The organism is Streptomyces sp. NPDC002838 (assembly GCF_040295365.1).
Classification (GTDB): domain Bacteria; phylum Actinomycetota; class Actinomycetes; order Streptomycetales; family Streptomycetaceae; genus Streptomyces.
Genome location: NZ_JBEOVF010000008.1, coordinates 223,081 through 240,423, shown reverse-complemented (window position 1 = coordinate 240,423; position 17,343 = coordinate 223,081). Strand labels below are relative to the sequence as shown.

Sequence of the window (17,343 nt, the reverse complement as noted above, 5' to 3'; positions counted from 1 at the left end):
CCTCGTGAAAGCGTGCACAAGCGGCCCTCTACGATGGAGCGCGTGCCAAAAGTGACCCGCGCCGACGCCGTGGCTGCCCTCCGCAACCCGCTCGCCTTCATCGCCGAACGCTGGACCCCGACCCCCAGGACGGTCCGGCGGGCGGCCCTCGCCGCGCTCGTGATGTCGGTGCTCATCGTGGTCACCGGCGGTGCGGTGCGGCTGACCGGTTCCGGGCTCGGCTGCCCGACCTGGCCCAAGTGCACCGACGACTCGCTGACCGCCACCAGCGCGATGGGCTTCCACGGGGCCATCGAGTTCGGCAACCGCATGCTCACCTACGTGCTGTGCGCCGCGGTCGGCTGGGCGATCATCGCCGCGCGCTCCGAGAAGCCGTACCGGCGCGGCCTGACCCGGCTGGGCTGGGCGCAGTTCTGGATCGTGATGAGCAACGCGGTCCTCGGCGGCATCGTCGTGCTCGTCGGTCTCAACCCGTATACGGTCGCGACGCACTTCGTGGCGACATCGGCCCTGATCGCGGTCGCCACGGTGATGTGGCAGCGCACCCGGGAGGGCGACACGGCACCCCGCCCGCTGGTCGGCAAGGCCGTGCGGCAGCTGGTGTGGTTCCTGCTCGCGGCCTCGGTCCTGCTGATCCTGGTGGGCACGGTGGTGACCGGCGCGGGTCCGCACGCGGGCGACTCCAGCGAGGTCGAGCGGATGCCGCTCGACTGGGAGACGGTCAGCAAGGTGCACGCGGTACTGGCCTGGATCGTGGTGTCGCTGACCTTCGCCCTGTGGTTCGTCCTCAAGGCGGTCGACGCGCCCAGGGGCCCGCTGGCCCGCACACGCGAGCTGTTCCTGATCCTGCTGGGTCAGGGTGCGGTGGGCTATGTCCAGTACTTCACGGACCTTCCCGAAGCTCTGGTGGGCCTGCACATGCTGGGCTCGGCCGTGATGTGGATCTGGGTGTTGCGGGTGCTGCTGTCGCTGCGTGAACGCCCCGTCGCCGACCCGGACATTCCGGCCCCCGCCCACCGCGACCGGCTGGAGCCCGCTTCGAGCTGACGCCGGTCCGGCCTCACCCCAGCCCGTACACCCGCCGCGCGTTCCCCGCCGCGACCAGCCCCGCCACCCGCTGCGCGTCCGCCAGCGACCACGCCCCCTCGGTGACCCAGGTGCCCAGCACCCGCCCGAGGGCCTCGCGGAACAGGCGTGCCCCCACGACGTGCAGTTCCGGCAGGCCCTGGGCCCCGCTGGAGAAGAGGATCTTGCCGAAGGGGGCCAGCTCCAGGATCTCCGCCAGTACGGTGGCCGCCCTCGCTCCCGTGCGGACGAGGGCGGCGCCCGAGTCGGCGTACACGTGCGGAAAGACTCCGGCGAGGTGGGCGGCGTGCCGGTGGTAGGGGTAGCTGTGCAGCAGGACCAGGTCGGTGCCGAGGCCGGCCGTGGCCCGTACGAAGTCCGTCAGCAGGACCGGGTCGGTGCGGTCGATGCGCAGGCCCGGCTCCCCGAGCCCCGCGTGCAGTTGCAGGGGCAGCCCCGAGGCGACCGCGATCCACAGCAGGTGCCGTAGCAGCACCGGGTCGCTCAGCTCCCCGCCGACCCGGCGTCCGGCCAGCCAGCGGCCGACCGCGCCCCGTACCTCTCCCGGCCCCGGCGGCTCGGGGGCCAGCGCGAGTCCGTGCCGTACGCCCGCCACGGAGGTGAAGGCCACGGCGTTCGCGGCGGCGCCGTGCACCGATTCGGCGAGGTTGGCGAGGAAGGACTCGACGGTGCCGGAGGTGTCGGCGACCTGTTCGGCGAGGAGTTCCAGCCGCACGATCTCACGGGCCTCGGCGACCGCCGCGGAGGCCATCTCGGCGGGGCCGGTCAGGTCGCCGGGCAGCCCGGTGTCCACCAGATAGGTGGTGATGCCGCTGCCCCGCAGCAGCCTGCGGCCCGCCTCCAGTACGCCCAGTTCCCGGCGCCGGGCGAGATAGCGGGCGGGCGGGCAGTGCGGTTCCAGGCCGAGCAGCGGAGGGCACCAGCGTCGTACGGCGAACCCGGTCTGGGTGTCGAAGAGCGTCGTGCCCGGGGCGGGCGGGCCCTCGGTGCGGGCCAGCTGTGCCTCGAAGGTGCCGAGGCCCAGCTCCGTTCTCAGTACTCCGTGGCAGTACTGGTCCACGAGGGACGGCGTTTCGATCATCCGGACTCCCCGTCGCTTGGACCATGTCGTTCCCACAGGTCCTAACGGGTGAACGGGGTGTCAGGTCGCGGCCCTCGTCGGGCGTTGTTCAGCCGTTGGACGGGCCGCCGACCTGGATGCCCGCCATACGCGTCCATTCGTACGGCCCCGTCCTCACCTTCGCCGCGAGTTCGCCGTCGAAGTCCTCGTGGACCGTGATGCCGGACTTCTCCACGGCCTTCTCGGCGAGCTCGTTGGAGGGGGCCACCACGTCGCCCCAGGTGCCGTCCTCGCCGACGAGCACGATCCGGGCGCCGCGCTGCCCGAGGTACGCGATCTGGCCCTCGGCCCCGCCGTGAGCCTTGGAGAAGGTGCTGATCTGCCGGGCCAGGCGGGTCGCCTTGCGCTCCGCCTTCGGGTCCACCTGCTGCGTGTCTGCCATGACCAAGATGCTACCGACGGGTAGACCGAACGGCGACGGGCGGGGTGCGTGGCCTTGACCACGCACCCCGCCCGCGAGAGAACAGCGACCGGACGGAGCTAACGGAGGAACGGGTCCACCGCGACCGCCAGGAAGAGGATCGACACATAGGTGATGGACCAGTGGAACAGCCGCATCTCCTTGAGCTTGGCGCCGGTGACCTCGGCCCTGGCCCGGTTCTGCAGTCCGTGCGCCTCCCACAGCCAGAAGCCGCCGGCCAGCAGCGCCACCGTCGTGTAGAACCAGCCCGTGTAGCCGAGCGGCATCAGCAGCAGCGAGACCGCCACCATCACCCAGCTGTAGATCACGATCTGCTTGGCGACGACCTTGTTGGAGGCGATGACCGGCAGCATCGGCACGCCCACGCGCGCGTAGTCCTCCCGCACCTTCATGGACAGCGGCCAGTAGTGCGGCGGCGTCCAGAAGAACATGACGAGGAAGAGGATGACGGGCGCCCACGACATGGAGTTCGTGACGGCGGACCAGCCGATGAGCACCGGCAGACAGCCGGCGATGCCGCCCCACACGATGTTCTGCGACGTACGGCGCTTGAGGAGCATCGTGTAGACGACGACGTAGAAGAGGAGTGCGCCGAGTGCGAGCCAGGCCGACAGCCAGTTGACGGTCAGGCCGAACAACAGGGTGGAGACGACCGCCAGGGTGATGCCGAAGACCAGGCACTCGCGCGGGCTGACCATGCCGGTCACCAGGGGGCGCTGCGAGGTGCGGTCCATGAGCGCGTCGATGTCGCGGTCGATGTACATGTTCAGCGCGTTGGCGCCGCCCGCCGAGAGGTAGCCGCCGACGCAGGTGAGCAGCACCAGCTTCAGGTCCGGCACGCCCTGCTCGGCGAGGAACATCACCGGCACGGTCGTGATCAGCAGCAGCTCGATGATCCGCGGCTTGGTCAGCGCCACGAACGCCTTGACACGGGCCCCGAACGGCCGGTGACGCGGGCTCTGGCTCGCACCGAGCACACCCGCTGGACGGGATTCGACGGCCGTCACGCACACCCCTACAGAGACATCCCAGCAAGCCTCCCCCGTGTGAAGTCCCGGTAAAGGCTCGCGCGTACCACGCCACTGTAGACGTTGCCCATATCCCGGCATTCGCGGGGGTGGGGTCGTGTTGGCAGGCACGTTCCGACGTGCCGACTCGCCTCGTCGGGGCGGTCGTCCTCCGTGCGTACGGAAGCTCGATTGAGCACTCGGACGAGCGGGCGCGTATTCAGTTGCCGAATGCGATCCGGCGCGGTCGGGAGGCGAATGCCACTTGGTCCCGGCAGTCTGGAATGACTCGAAAAAACGCACGTTCTTACGGGGGTAGGCTCGACAGCGGCCGGTGGGCGCCCAGTGCACCGGCAGCCGGTGGGCGCGCGCCCAGATCAGCCGGTATTCGACATGTGGAGAGGAGCCCTGACCCAGGGTGAGCACCAAGCCGACCACCACAGACCTCGAGTGGACCGAGTTGGACCAGCGGGCCGTCGACACCGCCCGCGTCCTGGCCGCCGATGCCGTACAGAAGGTCGGCAACGGCCATCCGGGTACGGCGATGAGCCTGGCACCTGCCGCCTACACCCTCTTCCAGAAGGTGATGCGGCACGACCCCGCGGACGCCGACTGGGTGGGCCGCGACCGTTTCGTGCTGTCCGCCGGCCACTCGTCCCTGACGCTCTACACCCAGCTGTACCTGGCCGGCTTCGGCCTGGAGCTGGACGACCTGAAGGCGTTCCGCACGTGGGGTTCGAAGACCCCCGGTCACCCCGAGTACGGCCACACCACGGGCGTGGAGACGACGACCGGCCCGCTGGGCCAGGGCGTGGCCAACGCGGTGGGCATGGCGATGGCCGCCCGCTACGAGCGCGGCCTGTTCGACCCTCAGGCTCCCGAGGGCACCTCCCCCTTCGACCACTTCGTCTACGTCATCGCCGGTGACGGCTGTCTGCAGGAGGGCATCTCCGCGGAGGCCTCCTCGATGGCCGGCCACCAGAAGCTCGGCAACCTCATCCTGCTGTGGGACGACAACCACATCTCCATCGAGGGCGACACCGAGACGGCCGTGTCCGAGGACACCGTCAAGCGGTACGAGGCGTACGGCTGGCACGTGCAGCGTGTCGAGCCCCAGGCCAACGGCGACCTCGACCCGCAGGCCATCCACGCGGCGATCCAGGCCGCCCAGCAGGTCACGGACAAGCCGTCGTTCATCGCGATGCGCTCGATCATCGCCTGGCCCGCCCCGAACGCCCAGAACACCGAGGCCGCGCACGGCTCGGCGCTCGGCGACGACGAGGTCGCGGCCACCAAGCGCGTCCTGGGCTTCGACCCGGAGCAGAGCTTCGAGGTCTCCGACGAGGTCATCACCCACACCCGCAAGGCGCTGGAGCGGGGCCGGCAGGCCAAGGCCGTGTGGGAGAAGTCGTTCCAGGAGTGGCGCAACAACAACCCCGAGCGCGCCGCCGAGTTCGACCGTATCGCCGCGGGCGAGCTGCCCACCGGCTGGGAAGAGAAGATCCCGGTCTTCGAGGCGGGCAAGGGTGTCGCCACGCGCGCCGCGTCCGGCAAGGTGCTCCAGGCGCTGGGTGCGGTCGTCCCGGAGCTGTGGGGCGGCTCGGCCGACCTGGCCGGCTCGAACAACACCACCATCGACAAGACGTCCTCGTTCCTGCCGGCGGACAACCCGCTGCCCGAGGCCGACCCGTACGGCCGAACGATCCACTTCGGCATCCGCGAACACTCCATGGCCGCGGAGATGAACGGCATCGCCCTGCACGGCAACACCCGTATCTACGGCGGCACGTTCCTCGTCTTCTCCGACTACATGCGCAACGCCGTGCGGCTGTCGGCCCTGATGCACCTGCCGGTGACGTACGTGTGGACGCACGACTCCATCGGTCTGGGTGAAGACGGTCCGACGCACCAGCCGATCGAACACCTCGCCTCGCTGCGCGCCATCCCCGGCCTGAACGTGGTCCGCCCGGCCGACGCCAACGAGACCGCGGTCGCCTGGCGCGAGATCCTCAAGCGCTGGACGAAGGTGTTCGGCAAGGGCGCCCCGCACGGCCTGGCGCTGACCCGTCAGGGGGTGCCGACGTACGAGCCCAACGAGGATGCCGCGCGCGGCGGTTACGTCCTGTTCGAGGCCTCCACGGGGACGCCGGAAGCGATCCTCATCGCCACCGGTTCCGAGGTGCACGTCGCCGTCGAGGCGCGCGAGCAGCTGGAAGCCGCGGGCGTGCCGACGCGGGTCGTGTCGATGCCGTCCGTCGAGTGGTTCGAGGAGCAGGACCAGGGGTACCGGGAAAGCGTCCTGCCGCCTGCGGTGAAGGCGCGTGTCGCGGTGGAGGCCGGTATCGGGCTCACCTGGCACAAGTACGTGGGGGACGCCGGCCGCATCGTTTCCCTGGAACACTTCGGTGCTTCGGCCGACGGCAAGGTCCTCTTCCACGAGTTCGGCTTCACTGCGGAGAACGTCGCTGCCGCAGCCCGGGAATCGATCGCCGCAGCCCAGCGCTGACGCTCATATACGACACGTAGGAGATGCAATTTCCATGACAGACGCACTGAAGCGCCTCTCCGAGGAAGGCGTCGCGATCTGGCTGGACGACCTGTCGCGCCAGCGGATCACGTCCGGCAACCTGGCCGAGCTGATCGACCAGCAGCACGTCGTGGGCGTCACCACCAACCCGTCGATCTTCCAGAAGGCGATCTCCAGCGGTGAGGGCTACGAGCAGCAGGTCTCCGACCTCGCCGCCCGCAAGGTCACCGTCGAAGAGGCCATCCGCATGATCACCACGGTGGACGTCCGCGACGCCGCCGACATCCTGCGCCCGGTCTTCGACGCCACCGGCGGCCAGGACGGCCGGGTCTCCATCGAGGTCGACCCGCGCCTGGCGCACAACACCAAGGCGACCGTCGCCGAGGCCAAGCAGCTGGCCTGGCTCGTGGACCGCCCCAACACCCTGATCAAGATCCCGGCCACCAAGGCGGGTCTTCCGGCGATCACCGAGACGATCGCCACCGGCATCAGCGTCAACGTCACGCTGATCTTCTCGCTGGAGCGCTACCGCGAGGTCATGGACGCGTACCTGTCCGGCCTGGAGAAGGCGAAGGAGAAGGGTCTCGACCTGTCGAAGATCCACTCGGTGGCGTCCTTCTTCGTGTCCCGCGTGGACACCGAGATCGACAAGCGGATCGACGCGCTCGGCACGGACGAGGCCAAGGCCGCCCGCGGCAAGGCAGGCGTCGCCAACGCGCGCCTCGCCTACCAGGCGTACGAGGAGGTCTTCTCGACCGACCGCTGGAGCAAGCTGGAGAACGCCGGCGCGAACAAGCAGCGTCCGCTGTGGGCGTCGACCGGCGTCAAGGACAAGGCGTACAAGGACACCCTGTACGTCGACGAGCTGGTGGCGCCGAACACGGTCAACACCATGCCGGAGGCGACCCTGTTCGCCACCGAGGAGCACGGCGAGATCACCGGCAACACCATCGCCGGGACGTACGAGCAGGCCCGTGCCGACCTCGACGCGGTCGAGAAGCTCGGGATCGCCTACGACGACGTGGTCCAGCTCCTGGAGGAGGAGGGCGTCGAGAAGTTCGAGACGTCCTGGACCGACCTGCTCAAGTCGACCGAGGCGGAGCTTCAGCGCCTCGCCCCCTCGGAGGGCTGAGACCTTGGCGCCTTCTTCCGGTTCCGGAGCGAACCCGCTTCGTGACCCCGCCGACCGACGGCTCCCGCGTATCGCGGGGCCGTCGGGCCTGGTCATCTTCGGCGTCACGGGCGATTTGTCACGAAAGAAGCTCATGCCCGCCGTGTACGACCTCGCGAACCGGGGTCTGCTGCCGCCGGGTTTCTCGCTGGTCGGCTTCGCGCGGCGCGAGTGGCAGAACGAGGACTTCGCGCAGGAGGTCCACGACGCCGTCAAGGAGCACGCCCGTACGCCGTTCCGTGAGGAGGTCTGGCAGCAGCTCATCCAGGGGATGCGCTTCGTCCAGGGCACCTTCGACGACGACGACGCCTTCGAGCGGCTGCGCGGCACGATCGATGAGCTCGACAAGGCGCAGGGCACGGGCGGCAACTTCGCCTTCTACCTGTCCGTGCCGCCGGGCGCCTTCCCGGTGGTCATCCAGCAGCTGAAGAAGCACGGCCTGGCCGACCAGTCGAGCGGTTCCTGGCGGCGGGCGGTCATCGAGAAGCCCTTCGGCCACGACCTGAAGTCGGCCGAGGAACTCAACGCGACGGTCGAGGAGGTCTTCGCCCCGGACCAGGTCTTCCGCATCGACCACTACCTGGGCAAGGAGACCGTCCAGAACATCCTGGCGCTGCGCTTCGCCAACACGATGTTCGAGCCGATCTGGAACCGGTCCTTCGTGGACCATGTGCAGATCACCATGGCCGAGGACATCGGCATCGGCGGCCGGGCCGGCTACTACGACGGCATCGGCGCCGCCCGTGACGTCATCCAGAACCACCTCCTGCAGCTGATGGCCCTGACGGCCATGGAGGAGCCCGCCTCCTTCGACGCGGACGCGCTGGCCGCGGAGAAGACCAAGGTGCTCGGCGCGGTGAAGCTGCCGAAGGACCTGGGCCGCAACACCGTCCGCGGGCAGTACGCGGCCGGTTGGCAGGGCGGTGCGAAGGTCATCGGCTACCTCCAGGAAGACGGCATCAACGCCCAGTCGAAGACCGACACCTACGCGGCGATCAAGCTGGAGATCGACAACCGGCGCTGGGCCGGGGTCCCCTTCTACCTGCGGACGGGCAAGCGCCTGGGCCGCCGCGTCACCGAGATCGCGGTCGTCTTCCAGCGGGCGCCGCACTCCCCCTTCGACACGACGGCCACCGAGGAGCTGGGCCAGAACGCGATCGTCATCCGCGTCCAGCCCGACGAGGGCGTCACGGTCCGCTTCGGCTCCAAGGTGCCGGGCACCTCGATGGAGATCCGGGACGTCTCCATGGACTTCGCGTACGGCGAGTCCTTCACGGAGTCGAGCCCGGAGGCGTACGAACGCCTGATCCTCGACGTGCTGCTCGGCGACTCGAACCTCTTCCCGCGCACCGAGGAGGTCGAGCTGTCCTGGAAGATCCTCGATCCGATCGAGGAGTACTGGGACCGGCACGGCAAGCCCGCCCAGTACCAGGCCGGTACCTGGGGGCCCGTCGAGGCGGACGAAATGCTCGAGCGAGACGGACGGAGCTGGCGCCGGCCATGAAGATAGACCTCACGGACACCACGGCCAGCAAGATCAACAAGGCGCTGGTGCAGGGCCGCCGGGCCATCGGCACGCCGGCCGTCGGCATGGTGCTCACGCTGGTCATCGTCACGGACGAGGAGAACGCGTACGACGCCCTGAAGGCGGCGAACGACGCGGCGCACGAGCACCCCTCGCGCACGCTCGTCGTCATCAAGCGCGTCTCGCGTTCGCCCCGCGACCGGACACAGTCCCGGCTGGACGCCGAGGTGCGGGTCGGCGCGGACGCGGGCACCGGCGAGACGGTCGTCCTGCGGCTGTACGGCGAGGTCGTGAACCACGCCCAGTCGGTGGTCCTGCCGCTGCTGCTGCCGGACGCCCCGGTGGTGGTCTGGTGGCCGGTGAACGCGCCGCTGGACCCGGCGAACGACCCGCTGGGCGCGCTGGCCCAGCGCCGGGTGACCGACACCTACGCCTCCGAGCAGCCGGTACGGGAGCTCGCTGCCCGCGCCGACACCTACACGCCCGGCGACACCGACCTCTCCTGGACCCGGATCACGCCCTGGCGTTCGATGCTGGCGGCGGCCCTCGACCAGGTCACCTGCGAGGTCGAGGCCGTTGAGGTGGAGGGCGAGGAGTTCAACCCGAGCTGCGAGCTGCTGGCGATGTGGCTCGCGGACCGGCTGGACGTTCCGGTGAAGCGCTCGCTGTCGTCGGGCCCCGGCCTGACGGGGGTCCGTCTGGACACCGACTGCGGGCCGATCACGCTGGACCGCGCGCACGGCACGCTGGCCACCCTGTCCATCCAGGGCCAGCCGAACCGCGCGGTGGCGCTCAAGCGCCGGGAGACGGCCGAGCTGATCGCGGAGGAGCTCAGGCGGCTGGACCCGGACGACACGTACGCGTCCGCGCTGCGCTTCGGGGTGGACCGGCTGAACTCCTCGAACGGCAGGGCCGTCGCCGACGTCCCGGCCGACGAGCCGCCGGCCAAAGGAGACGCGGTCGCGGTCCCGGCTCCCGTCGAAACCGCTGCGAAAGCACCCGCGAAAGAGGCGGCGGCGCAGGCGCCGGTGAAGAAGGCGGCGGCGAAGTGAGTACTCCGCAGCTGGTCGTGCATCACGACAAGGAGCTGATGGCGCAGGCCGCGGCGGCCCGCCTGATCACGAAGATCGTGGACGCCCAGGCCTCGCGGGGCTCGGCGTCCGTGGTCCTCACCGGCGGCCGCAACGGCAACGGCCTGCTGGCCGCCCTGGCCGCCGCCCCCGCCCGGGACGCCATCGACTGGGGCCGTCTCGACCTGTGGTGGGGCGACGAGCGGTTCCTGCCGGAGGGCGACCCGGAGCGCAACGTCACGCAGGCCCGCGAGGCCCTGCTGGACTCGGTGTCCCTGGACCCGCAGCGCGTGCACGCCATGCCCGCGTCGGACGGACCGTACGGCGCCGACGCGGACGCGGCGGCCGCGGGGTACGCGGAGGAGCTGGCTCGTGCGGCCGGCCCCGAGAACCATGGCGCGGTGCCCACCTTCGACGTCCTGATGCTGGGCGTCGGCCCCGACACCCATGTGGCGTCCCTGTTCCCGGAGCTCCCCGCGGTACGGGAGACCGAGCGCACGGTCGTCGGCGTCCACGGCGCCCCGAAGCCCCCGCCGACCCGGGTGACCCTCACCCTTCCGGCGATCCGCGCGGCCCGCGAGGTGTGGCTCCTGGCGGCCGGCGAGGACAAGGCGAAGGCCGCGGCGATCGCCCTGTCCGGCGCGGGCGAGATCCAGGCCCCGGCGGCGGGAGCGCAGGGCCGGTCCCGGACGCTGTGGCTGCTGGACGCGGCGGCTGCCTCTCAGCTGCCGAGGTCCATGTATCCGCCGGCTTCGGCCTGAGCACCGTTTCTCAGGAGAGCCCCAGGCTGACCGCCTGGGGCTCTCCGTCGTTCGGATGCTGCTGTTCGACGTTGTTGGTCGGACGTCGTTGGTCGGACGTCTCATGGGGCGATGTTGTGGTTGAGGCGGAACAGGTTTTCCGGGTCGTAGCGCCGCTTGATGTCGATCAGCCGGGCGTAGTTGCCGCGATAGTTGGCGCGGACCCGGTCCTGGTCGTCGCCGTCCATGAAATTGACGTAACCGCCCTCGGCGGAGTGCGGCTCCAGGGCGGCGTGGAAGCCGCGCACCCAGTCCTTCTGGGCCTCGCAGTCCTCGCGGGTGGTCAGGGTGGGGCTGAGCGCGGTCGAGAAGTCCGCGTCCCGGTAGGAGAAGGCGGTGTCCTCCGGCCCGACCCGGTGGCAGGCGCCGTCGATGGGGAAGACGACCGTCACGCTCTGGATGGACGGGGTCGAGGCGCCGTGTTCGACGTACGCGTCGATGGCACCGTCCGGCAGGCCGTGGCTGAAGGCGCCCTTCCAGTAGTGGAAGAGACCCGGGGGAACCAGTTCGTCGAAGAGCGTGTTGATCACCGGGTAAGGCATGCGCCCCAGGTGTTGCCCCAGCACCGGGCCGAGCGCGCCGAGCCGGGCGCGGATCCGGTCGTCCTCCTCCTCCGGCCCGGTCCAGCAGGTGATCACTCCGCAGAGCGGCCGCCCGTGCCAGCGCTCGGGGAGGAAGGGGAGCGGCGGGCCGAGCCCGACGACGAGCAGGGCGCCGAGCCGCTCCTCGGATTCGGCGATGAGGTCCCGGTAGCGGCGGATCACGTCCCCGTCGAGCGGGTAGAACGTCGGGCCTCCGAGGATGTCGGCCACGGGGTGCAGCCGGTAGACGAAGGACGTGACGACTCCGAAGTTCCCGCCGCCCCCGCGTACCGCCCACATCAGGTCGGCGTTGTGCTCCTCTGTGCAGGTCAGGAAGGATCCGTCGGCCGTCACCAGGTCGACCGAGACGAGGTTGTCGCAGGCCAGGCCGCACTGGCGGACCAGGTAGCCCATGCCCCCGCCGGTGGTCAGACCGCCGACGCCGGTGGTGGAGACCATCCCGCCGGTGGTGGCCAGACCGAAGACATGCGTGGCGTGGTTGACGTCGGCCCAGGTGCAGCCGCCCTCGACCCGTGCCGTACGCCTCTCGGGGTCGACGCGGATCCCGCGCATCCGTCCGAGGTCGAGCACGACTCCGTCGTCGCAGGTTCCGTAGCCGGGGACGCTGTGGCTGCCGCCGCGTACCGCGAGTGGCAGCCGTGTCTCGCGGGCGAAGTCGACGGTGGCGATGACATCGCCCGCGTCGACGGCCCTGACGACGATCGCCGGTCGCTTGTCGTGCATGGCGTTGTAGACCTTGCGGGCCTCGTCGTAGTCGGGGTCACCGGGCTGGACGATGCCGCCGCGCACTGCTCCTCGAAGCCGTCCCAGCAGTTGCTCGTCGAGGGCTGGTGTGTAGGTGGTCATGACCGCCTCCTGCTTTCCGTCGGGTCGGAGAACGGTTGCACCATCTGTGTACACGCGGGGCCGGTCGGCGCTCGTCGCCGGAACCGCCCATTTCGCCGCACCGGGCATGGGCGGAACAGCCCATGCCGCCCGGTCACACGAGACCGTGCGTGTACGCGTACGCCGTCGCCGCGGCCCGTGAGGACACCTCGAGCTTGGCGAAGATGTTGTTGAGATGGCGGGCGACGGTGTGCTCGCTGATCACCAGTTCGGCGGCGATCGACCGGTTCGTCCGCCCCGCGGCGACCAGTCGCAGCACCTGGATCTCCCGCTCCGTGAGCGCGCCGGGCCGGTGCGGGCGCACGCTGTCGAGCAGCGCGGCCGCCCGGCGGGCGTCCGGTTCGGCACCCAGCCGTTCGAAGGTCTCCCGTGCGGCCCGCAGTTCCATCCGGGCGCCGTCCTCGTCGCCGGCGGTCCGGTCGGCGGCGGCCAGGGTCATCCGGATCTGAGCCGCCTCGTAGGGGACCCCCAGGGCCAGCCACAGCTCCAGTGCCCGGCGCAGCACGGGCAACGCACGGTCGAGGTCATGGGCGGCGAACGCCAGGGCGCCGCCCGACGACGCCGCGACGGCGTGCAGCACGGTCGTCTCCGAACCGCGCCGCCGCTGCCAGTCGCGGGCCAGGACCTCCAGTTCCCGCGCCGCCGTGCGGGCCTGGTCGAGCCGGCCGAGGGCGAGTGAGACCTCCGCCTGGGCCGCGAGCAGCCGACCGCGCCCGAGGCGGCTGCTCCCCCCGTCCGGTCCCGGACAATCGCCCTCGCCGGCTTCGCTCGCGAGGGTGAGCCGCAGCGCGGCGGCCGCGGCATCGGCCTTGCCCTGCGCCAGGCGCAGCAGGGCGAGTCCGGGCTGCGGGTCACGGCCGAGTCCGTGCGCCCGGTCGTACGACGCCTCGGCCACGGCCAGGTCGCCGCGCCGTCGCTGGATGTCCCCGGCCAGGTAGAACGCCTCGGCGGCGATCCGGCCCTCGTACGGCAGTAGCTCCTCGCAGGTCCGCGCGGCCTCGGTCAGCGCCTGGGTCCAGGCGCCACGCAACTCCAGCACCTCCACCCGGTGCACCCGGCACAGGCCCCGGAAGTTGTTCTCCGTCGGCATCGACGCACACCACCTCATGGCGGCATCGGTCCATTCGGCGGCGCGTTCGAGGTCGGCACAGGCCATGCAGCGCTGGAGGCCGAGGCAGTAGATCCACCCGGTGAAGAAGGAGCTGAGTTCGCCCGCCATCGCCGAGCACATCGCGTCGTCCAGAAGGTCGAGCCCGTCGGCCACCCGCCCCTGGGCCAGCAGGACGCCTGCCTGCACCTGGATGCTCATGGCGTACAGGTCCGGGTTGCCGCAGCGGCGCGCGATCCCCGCCATGCGCCGTGCCGAGGTCATGGCCTGGCCGAACGCGCCGTGCTCCTGTGCCTCCTCCGCCTCCATCCACGCGAGATAGCACTGTTCGGCGCACTCGGTCCGGTCCTGGAGATGCTGCCGCGCCCGGCGCAGCCAGCCGGCCGCCAGGGCCGTACGTCCCGCCAGCCGGTGCTCGTAGAAGAGCATCCAGGCGCAATACCCGGCCTGCCGGGCGGCACCCGCCGCCGCATAACCGGAGTACGCCCTCATCCGCGCGGTGATCGACTCCTCGACGCGGCTCGTCCACCAGGCGGCGTCGGCGAGGGCCGCGAAGTCGTCCGGCGCAAGGCGGGTGGGATCAATGCCGTTCAGGAGGCGGTAGGCGTCGGCCCAGGCCTCGCGGGCGACGGCTGCGCGTGCCCGCCGGACGGCCTCCGGGGAAGCCGTCGCGGCACCGGCGTCCGCCGCCTGCTGCGCCGGCCGGCCGAGCCGCTGCCCGGTGCCGGTGGTCTGGTCAGCCACGGCCGGCTCCTTCCGCTCTCCAGCGGCCGGATCACCTCTTACCGGATCACCCTTTACCAGGATAGGCAGGACAACGGGACGGGCCTGTCCGCCGGCGCACCAGGACGTGCGGAAACCAAGACGTGCGGAAGCGGACAGCCGCGCGCCGTCCGCTTCCGTACCCGTGCTCACTGCCGGCCGCGCAGCTCCCGGTACGTGGCGACCAGGGCCCTGGTCGACGCGTCCAGGCCCGGCACCTCCGCCCCCTCGGTGAGGGCGGGCTCGACGCGCTTGGCGAGGACCTTGCCGAGCTCGACGCCCCACTGGTCGAAGGAGTCGATGTTCCAGATCGCGCCCTGGACGAACACCTTGTGTTCGTAGAGGGCGATGAGCTGGCCGAGGACCGACGGGGTCAGCTCGCGGGCGAGGATCGTGGTGGTCGGGTGGTTGCCCTTGAACGTCTTGTGCGGCACCAGCTCCTCCGGCACGCCCTCCGCCCGCACCTCGTCCGGCGTCTTGCCGAAGGCCAGCGCCTGCGTCTGGGCGAAGAAGTTCGCCATCAGCAGGTCGTGCTGGGCCACCAGGCCGGGCTGAAGGTCGGCGACCGGCTCGGCGAAGCCGATGAAGTCCGCCGGGATCAGCTTGGTGCCCTGGTGGATGAGCTGGTAGTACGCGTGCTGCCCGTTGGTGCCCGGCGTGCCCCACACCACCGGCCCGGTCTGCCAGCCGACCTCCTGCCCGTCCCGGCCGACGTACTTGCCGTTGGACTCCATGTCCAGCTGCTGCAAGTAGGCGGTGAACTTGGACAGGTAGTGGCTGTAGGGCAGCACCGCGTGCGACTGGGCGTCGTGGAAGTTGCCGTACCAGACACCCAACAGGCCCAGCAGCAAAGGCAGGTTGGACTCGGCGGGCGCGGTGCGGAAGTGCTCGTCGACGAGGTGGAAGCCGTCGAGCATCTCCCGGAAGCGGTCCGGGCCGATGGCGATCATCAGGGACAGGCCGATCGCCGAGTCGTACGAGTAGCGCCCGCCGACCCAGTCCCAGAACTCGAACATGTTCGCCGTGTCGATGCCGAACCCGGAGACCTTCCCGGCGTTTGTCGACAGGGCGACGAAGTGCTTCGCGACGGCTTCCTGACCGGCTTTCAGCTCGGTGAGCAGCCAGTCGCGGGCCGAGGTCGCGTTCGTGATCGTCTCGATCGTGGTGAAGGTCTTGGAGGCGATGACGAACAGGGTCTCCGCCGCGTCCAGGTCGCGGATGGCCTCGTGCAGGTCGGCGCCGTCCACGTTCGACACGAAGCGGACCGTGAGGTCGCGGTCGGTGTACGCGCGCAGCGCCTCGTACGCCATCGCGGGGCCCAGGTCGGAGCCGCCGATACCGATGTTGATCACGTTCTTGATGCGCTTGCCGGTGTGGCCGGTCCAGGTACCGGAGCGAACGCGCTCTGCGAAGTCGGCCATCTTGTCGAGGACGGCGTGCACCGCCGGGACGACGTTCTCCCCGTCGACCTCGATCACCGCCTCGCGCGGCGCCCGCAGCGCGGTGTGCAGCACGGCCCGGTTCTCGGTCGTGTTGATCTTCTCGCCGCGGAACATGGCGTCCCTGAGGCCGAAGACGTCGGTCGCGGCGGCCAGCTCGCGCAGCAGCCGCAGTGTCTCGTCGGTGACGAGGTGCTTGGAGTAGTCGACGTGCAGGTCACCGACCTGCAGGGTGTAGCCGGTGCCGCGGCCCGGGTCGGCGGCGAACAGCTCGCGCAGCCGCACCTCGCCGAGTTCCTCGCGGTGCTTGGCCAGAGCGGTCCACTCGGGCCTCTGGTTGAGCCGGTTACGGCCGTCTGCGTTCATGTCGGACTTCAGCCTTCTTTCGTCCCTGTCCGTGCTGCCCCGCTGCCGTTCCCAACCTAATTGATCAGCGTGGGGCGTGAGCTGTCGTGGCGTCGTCGTCCGACGCAACAACAGATACGTCCGCCTTGAGCGCGGGTATCAGCGCGGTGACGGACAGGACGAAGAAGGCCGCCGCGAGCAGAGCCGGAGTGTTCAGGCCCCAGGCGGTGGCCACGACGCCACCGAGCAGAGCACCCAGGGGTGCGCCCGCCACAGCCAGGGTCCGGAAGGCGGAACTGACCCGGCCCAGCATCCCGGCGGGGCTGCGCTCCTGCATCAGCGTCCTGGTGTTGACGTTCCACACCATGCCCATGAACCCGAAGGCGGCCATGGCGGCCGCGAGCGCCACCGGGCTGCGCACCGAGCCCATGACGATCAGCGCACCGATCTGCACGATCCCGGCGAGCAGCACCGCACGGACCCGCCCGAGCCGGGCGACGAGCCGGCCGCTCGCCGCTCCCCCGGTCAGGCCGCCGATCGTGTACGCGGTCGTGGCCGCCGCGTATCCCGCCGTACCGGCGTCCAGCCAGCCGGTCACCAGGAGCACCAGACCCGCGATGAGGGCGCCCACGCCGATGTTGCACAACGCCGTCGCGGCGCACAGCCCGCGCAGGGCCCGGTCGCGCCCCAGGGTGTGCAGCCCTTCGGTGATCTCCCGGCGCAGGGTGCTGCCGGCCGGTCTCGGTTTCCGCTCCGGCACGGTGGTCCGCAGCGAGGCGACCAGCGCGGCGGCCACCAGGAAGGTCATGGCGTCGACCGCGAAGGGCACGGCGGCGCCGGCCACCAGCAGGAGCGGCACGACGGGTGCGCCCAGCAGGCCGCCCGCGATCTGTTGGCCGGTCATCAGGCGGGCGTTCGCGCTGCCCAGCGCTTCCCGGTCCACCAGGGCCGGCAGCAGGGCCGTGGAGGCGTTGTCGAACAGTGTCTGGAGGGTGGTGAGGGCGAAGGCCAGCGCGATCAGCAGGCCGATCGAGGCGTGCCCGAGGGCGACGGCCACCGCGAAGCACGCGACGAGCAGTCCTCGTACCGCGTCCACCGTCCACATGGCGCGCCGCTGGTCCACGCGGTCGGCGACGGCGCCGCCGAGCAGTCCGAAGACGATCCAGGGCAGATAGCCGCAGGCGGTGACCGCAGCGATGAGCAGCGGCCGGTCGGTCAGTGTCGCGGCGAGCAGGGGCAGCGCGGATCCACGCAGCGCGTCACCGAAGCTGGAGAGCACGGCGGCACTCCACAGCCATCCGAATCCTCCGCGCCACGCGGGCGCACGCCCGTCCGCCCCCTCGACCGTTGCCACAAGTCCCCCTCACGGTTCGCCGATTCACAAACCGTAAAGGGCAGCACTGACAATCGGTCCGCGGGCAGGCGGCCGCGGGTGCGCGAAACAGCTCCGGCCAGGCACCGCTCGGTGCCCGGCC

General features: G+C 70.6%; 13 protein-coding genes. 6 read left to right on the top strand and 7 right to left on the bottom strand.

Annotation, left to right across the window (positions count from 1 at the left end):
• Positions 1 to 33 precede the first annotated feature (33 nt).
• The gene (locus ABT063_RS13930) at positions 34 to 1,047 is read left to right on the top strand and encodes a COX15/CtaA family protein (RefSeq protein WP_351057502.1); all 1,014 of its coding nucleotides are present in this window, start codon (positions 34 to 36) and stop codon (positions 1,045 to 1,047) included.
• A gap of 13 nt (positions 1,048 to 1,060) precedes the next feature.
• Here the strand turns inward: ABT063_RS13930 and ABT063_RS13925 are convergent, their stop codons facing one another.
• The 3 genes from ABT063_RS13925 to ABT063_RS13915 form a co-directional block, all read right to left on the bottom strand.
• Positions 1,061 to 2,167, bottom strand: coding sequence for an amidohydrolase family protein (locus tag ABT063_RS13925; RefSeq protein ID WP_351057501.1), 1,107 nt, complete (start codon positions 2,165 to 2,167; stop codon positions 1,061 to 1,063).
• An 88-nt stretch (positions 2,168 to 2,255) separates the two neighbouring features.
• Entirely contained in the window at positions 2,256 to 2,588 is a 333-nt protein-coding gene (locus ABT063_RS13920) for a hypothetical protein (protein ID WP_351057500.1), read from the bottom strand.
• A 98-nt stretch (positions 2,589 to 2,686) separates the two neighbouring features.
• Positions 2,687 to 3,640, bottom strand: coding sequence for a heme o synthase (locus ABT063_RS13915; RefSeq protein WP_351057499.1), 954 nt, complete (start codon positions 3,638 to 3,640; stop codon positions 2,687 to 2,689).
• Positions 3,641 to 4,052: 412 nt separating this feature from the next.
• Here ABT063_RS13915 and tkt point away from each other — a divergent pair, with 412 nt between their 5' ends.
• The 5 genes from tkt to pgl are packed head-to-tail and all read left to right on the top strand — an operon-like array spanning position 4,053 to position 10,688.
• The gene (tkt, locus tag ABT063_RS13910) at positions 4,053 to 6,140 is read left to right on the top strand and encodes a transketolase (protein ID WP_351057498.1); all 2,088 of its coding nucleotides are present in this window, start codon (positions 4,053 to 4,055) and stop codon (positions 6,138 to 6,140) included.
• A 34-nt stretch (positions 6,141 to 6,174) separates the two neighbouring features.
• Positions 6,175 to 7,293, top strand: coding sequence for a transaldolase (gene tal, locus ABT063_RS13905; RefSeq protein WP_351057497.1), 1,119 nt, complete (start codon positions 6,175 to 6,177; stop codon positions 7,291 to 7,293).
• A 4-nt stretch (positions 7,294 to 7,297) separates the two neighbouring features.
• Entirely contained in the window at positions 7,298 to 8,836 is a 1,539-nt protein-coding gene (zwf, locus tag ABT063_RS13900) for a glucose-6-phosphate dehydrogenase (protein WP_351057496.1), read from the top strand.
• Positions 8,833 to 9,909, top strand: coding sequence for a glucose-6-phosphate dehydrogenase assembly protein OpcA (gene opcA / locus ABT063_RS13895; RefSeq protein ID WP_351057495.1), 1,077 nt, complete (start codon positions 8,833 to 8,835; stop codon positions 9,907 to 9,909). Before zwf ends, opcA begins: the two co-directional genes overlap by 4 nt.
• A complete protein-coding gene (gene pgl, locus ABT063_RS13890; RefSeq protein ID WP_351057494.1) occupies positions 9,906 to 10,688 on the top strand; it encodes a 6-phosphogluconolactonase in 783 nt (260 codons plus the stop codon). The genes opcA and pgl overlap by 4 nt, the downstream gene beginning before the upstream one ends.
• 101 nt (positions 10,689 to 10,789) lie before the next feature.
• Here the strand turns inward: pgl and ABT063_RS13885 are convergent, their stop codons facing one another.
• The 4 genes from ABT063_RS13885 to ABT063_RS13870 form a co-directional block, all read right to left on the bottom strand.
• Positions 10,790 to 12,175: an FAD-binding oxidoreductase gene (locus ABT063_RS13885; RefSeq protein WP_351057493.1), complete on the bottom strand. Its 1,386-nt coding sequence runs from the start codon at positions 12,173 to 12,175 to the stop codon at positions 10,790 to 10,792.
• Between the two features lie 133 nt (positions 12,176 to 12,308).
• The gene (locus ABT063_RS13880; RefSeq protein WP_351057492.1) at positions 12,309 to 14,066 is read right to left on the bottom strand and encodes a LuxR C-terminal-related transcriptional regulator; all 1,758 of its coding nucleotides are present in this window, start codon (positions 14,064 to 14,066) and stop codon (positions 12,309 to 12,311) included.
• A 167-nt stretch (positions 14,067 to 14,233) separates the two neighbouring features.
• Positions 14,234 to 15,889 (bottom strand): glucose-6-phosphate isomerase, encoded by a 1,656-nt coding sequence (gene pgi, locus ABT063_RS13875; RefSeq protein WP_351057490.1) that lies wholly within the window; start codon positions 15,887 to 15,889, stop codon positions 14,234 to 14,236.
• 64 nt (positions 15,890 to 15,953) lie between these two features.
• Positions 15,954 to 17,222 carry an MFS transporter gene (locus ABT063_RS13870; RefSeq protein ID WP_351057489.1) on the bottom strand — a complete coding sequence of 423 codons (1,269 nt, stop codon included), beginning with the start codon at positions 17,220 to 17,222 and terminating at the stop codon, positions 15,954 to 15,956.
• Positions 17,223 to 17,343: the final 121 nt, after the last annotated feature.

What these genes read in the sequence shown, in the direction of transcription:
- tal (WP_351057497.1), top strand. Translation starts at nt 6,175, where the DNA reads ATGACAGACGCACTGAAGCGCCTCTCCGAGGAAGGCGTCGCGATCTGG.
- ABT063_RS13920 (WP_351057500.1), bottom strand. Translation starts at nt 2,588, where the DNA reads ATGGCAGACACGCAGCAGGTGGACCCGAAGGCGGAGCGCAAGGCGACC.
- ABT063_RS13925 (WP_351057501.1), bottom strand. Translation starts at nt 2,167, where the DNA reads ATGATCGAAACGCCGTCCCTCGTGGACCAGTACTGCCACGGAGTACTG.
- ABT063_RS13930 (WP_351057502.1), top strand. Translation starts at nt 34, where the DNA reads ATGGAGCGCGTGCCAAAAGTGACCCGCGCCGACGCCGTGGCTGCCCTC.
- ABT063_RS13885 (WP_351057493.1), bottom strand. Translation starts at nt 12,175, where the DNA reads ATGACCACCTACACACCAGCCCTCGACGAGCAACTGCTGGGACGGCTT.
- pgi (WP_351057490.1), bottom strand. Translation starts at nt 15,889, where the DNA reads ATGAACGCAGACGGCCGTAACCGGCTCAACCAGAGGCCCGAGTGGACC.
- opcA (WP_351057495.1), top strand. Translation starts at nt 8,833, where the DNA reads ATGAAGATAGACCTCACGGACACCACGGCCAGCAAGATCAACAAGGCG.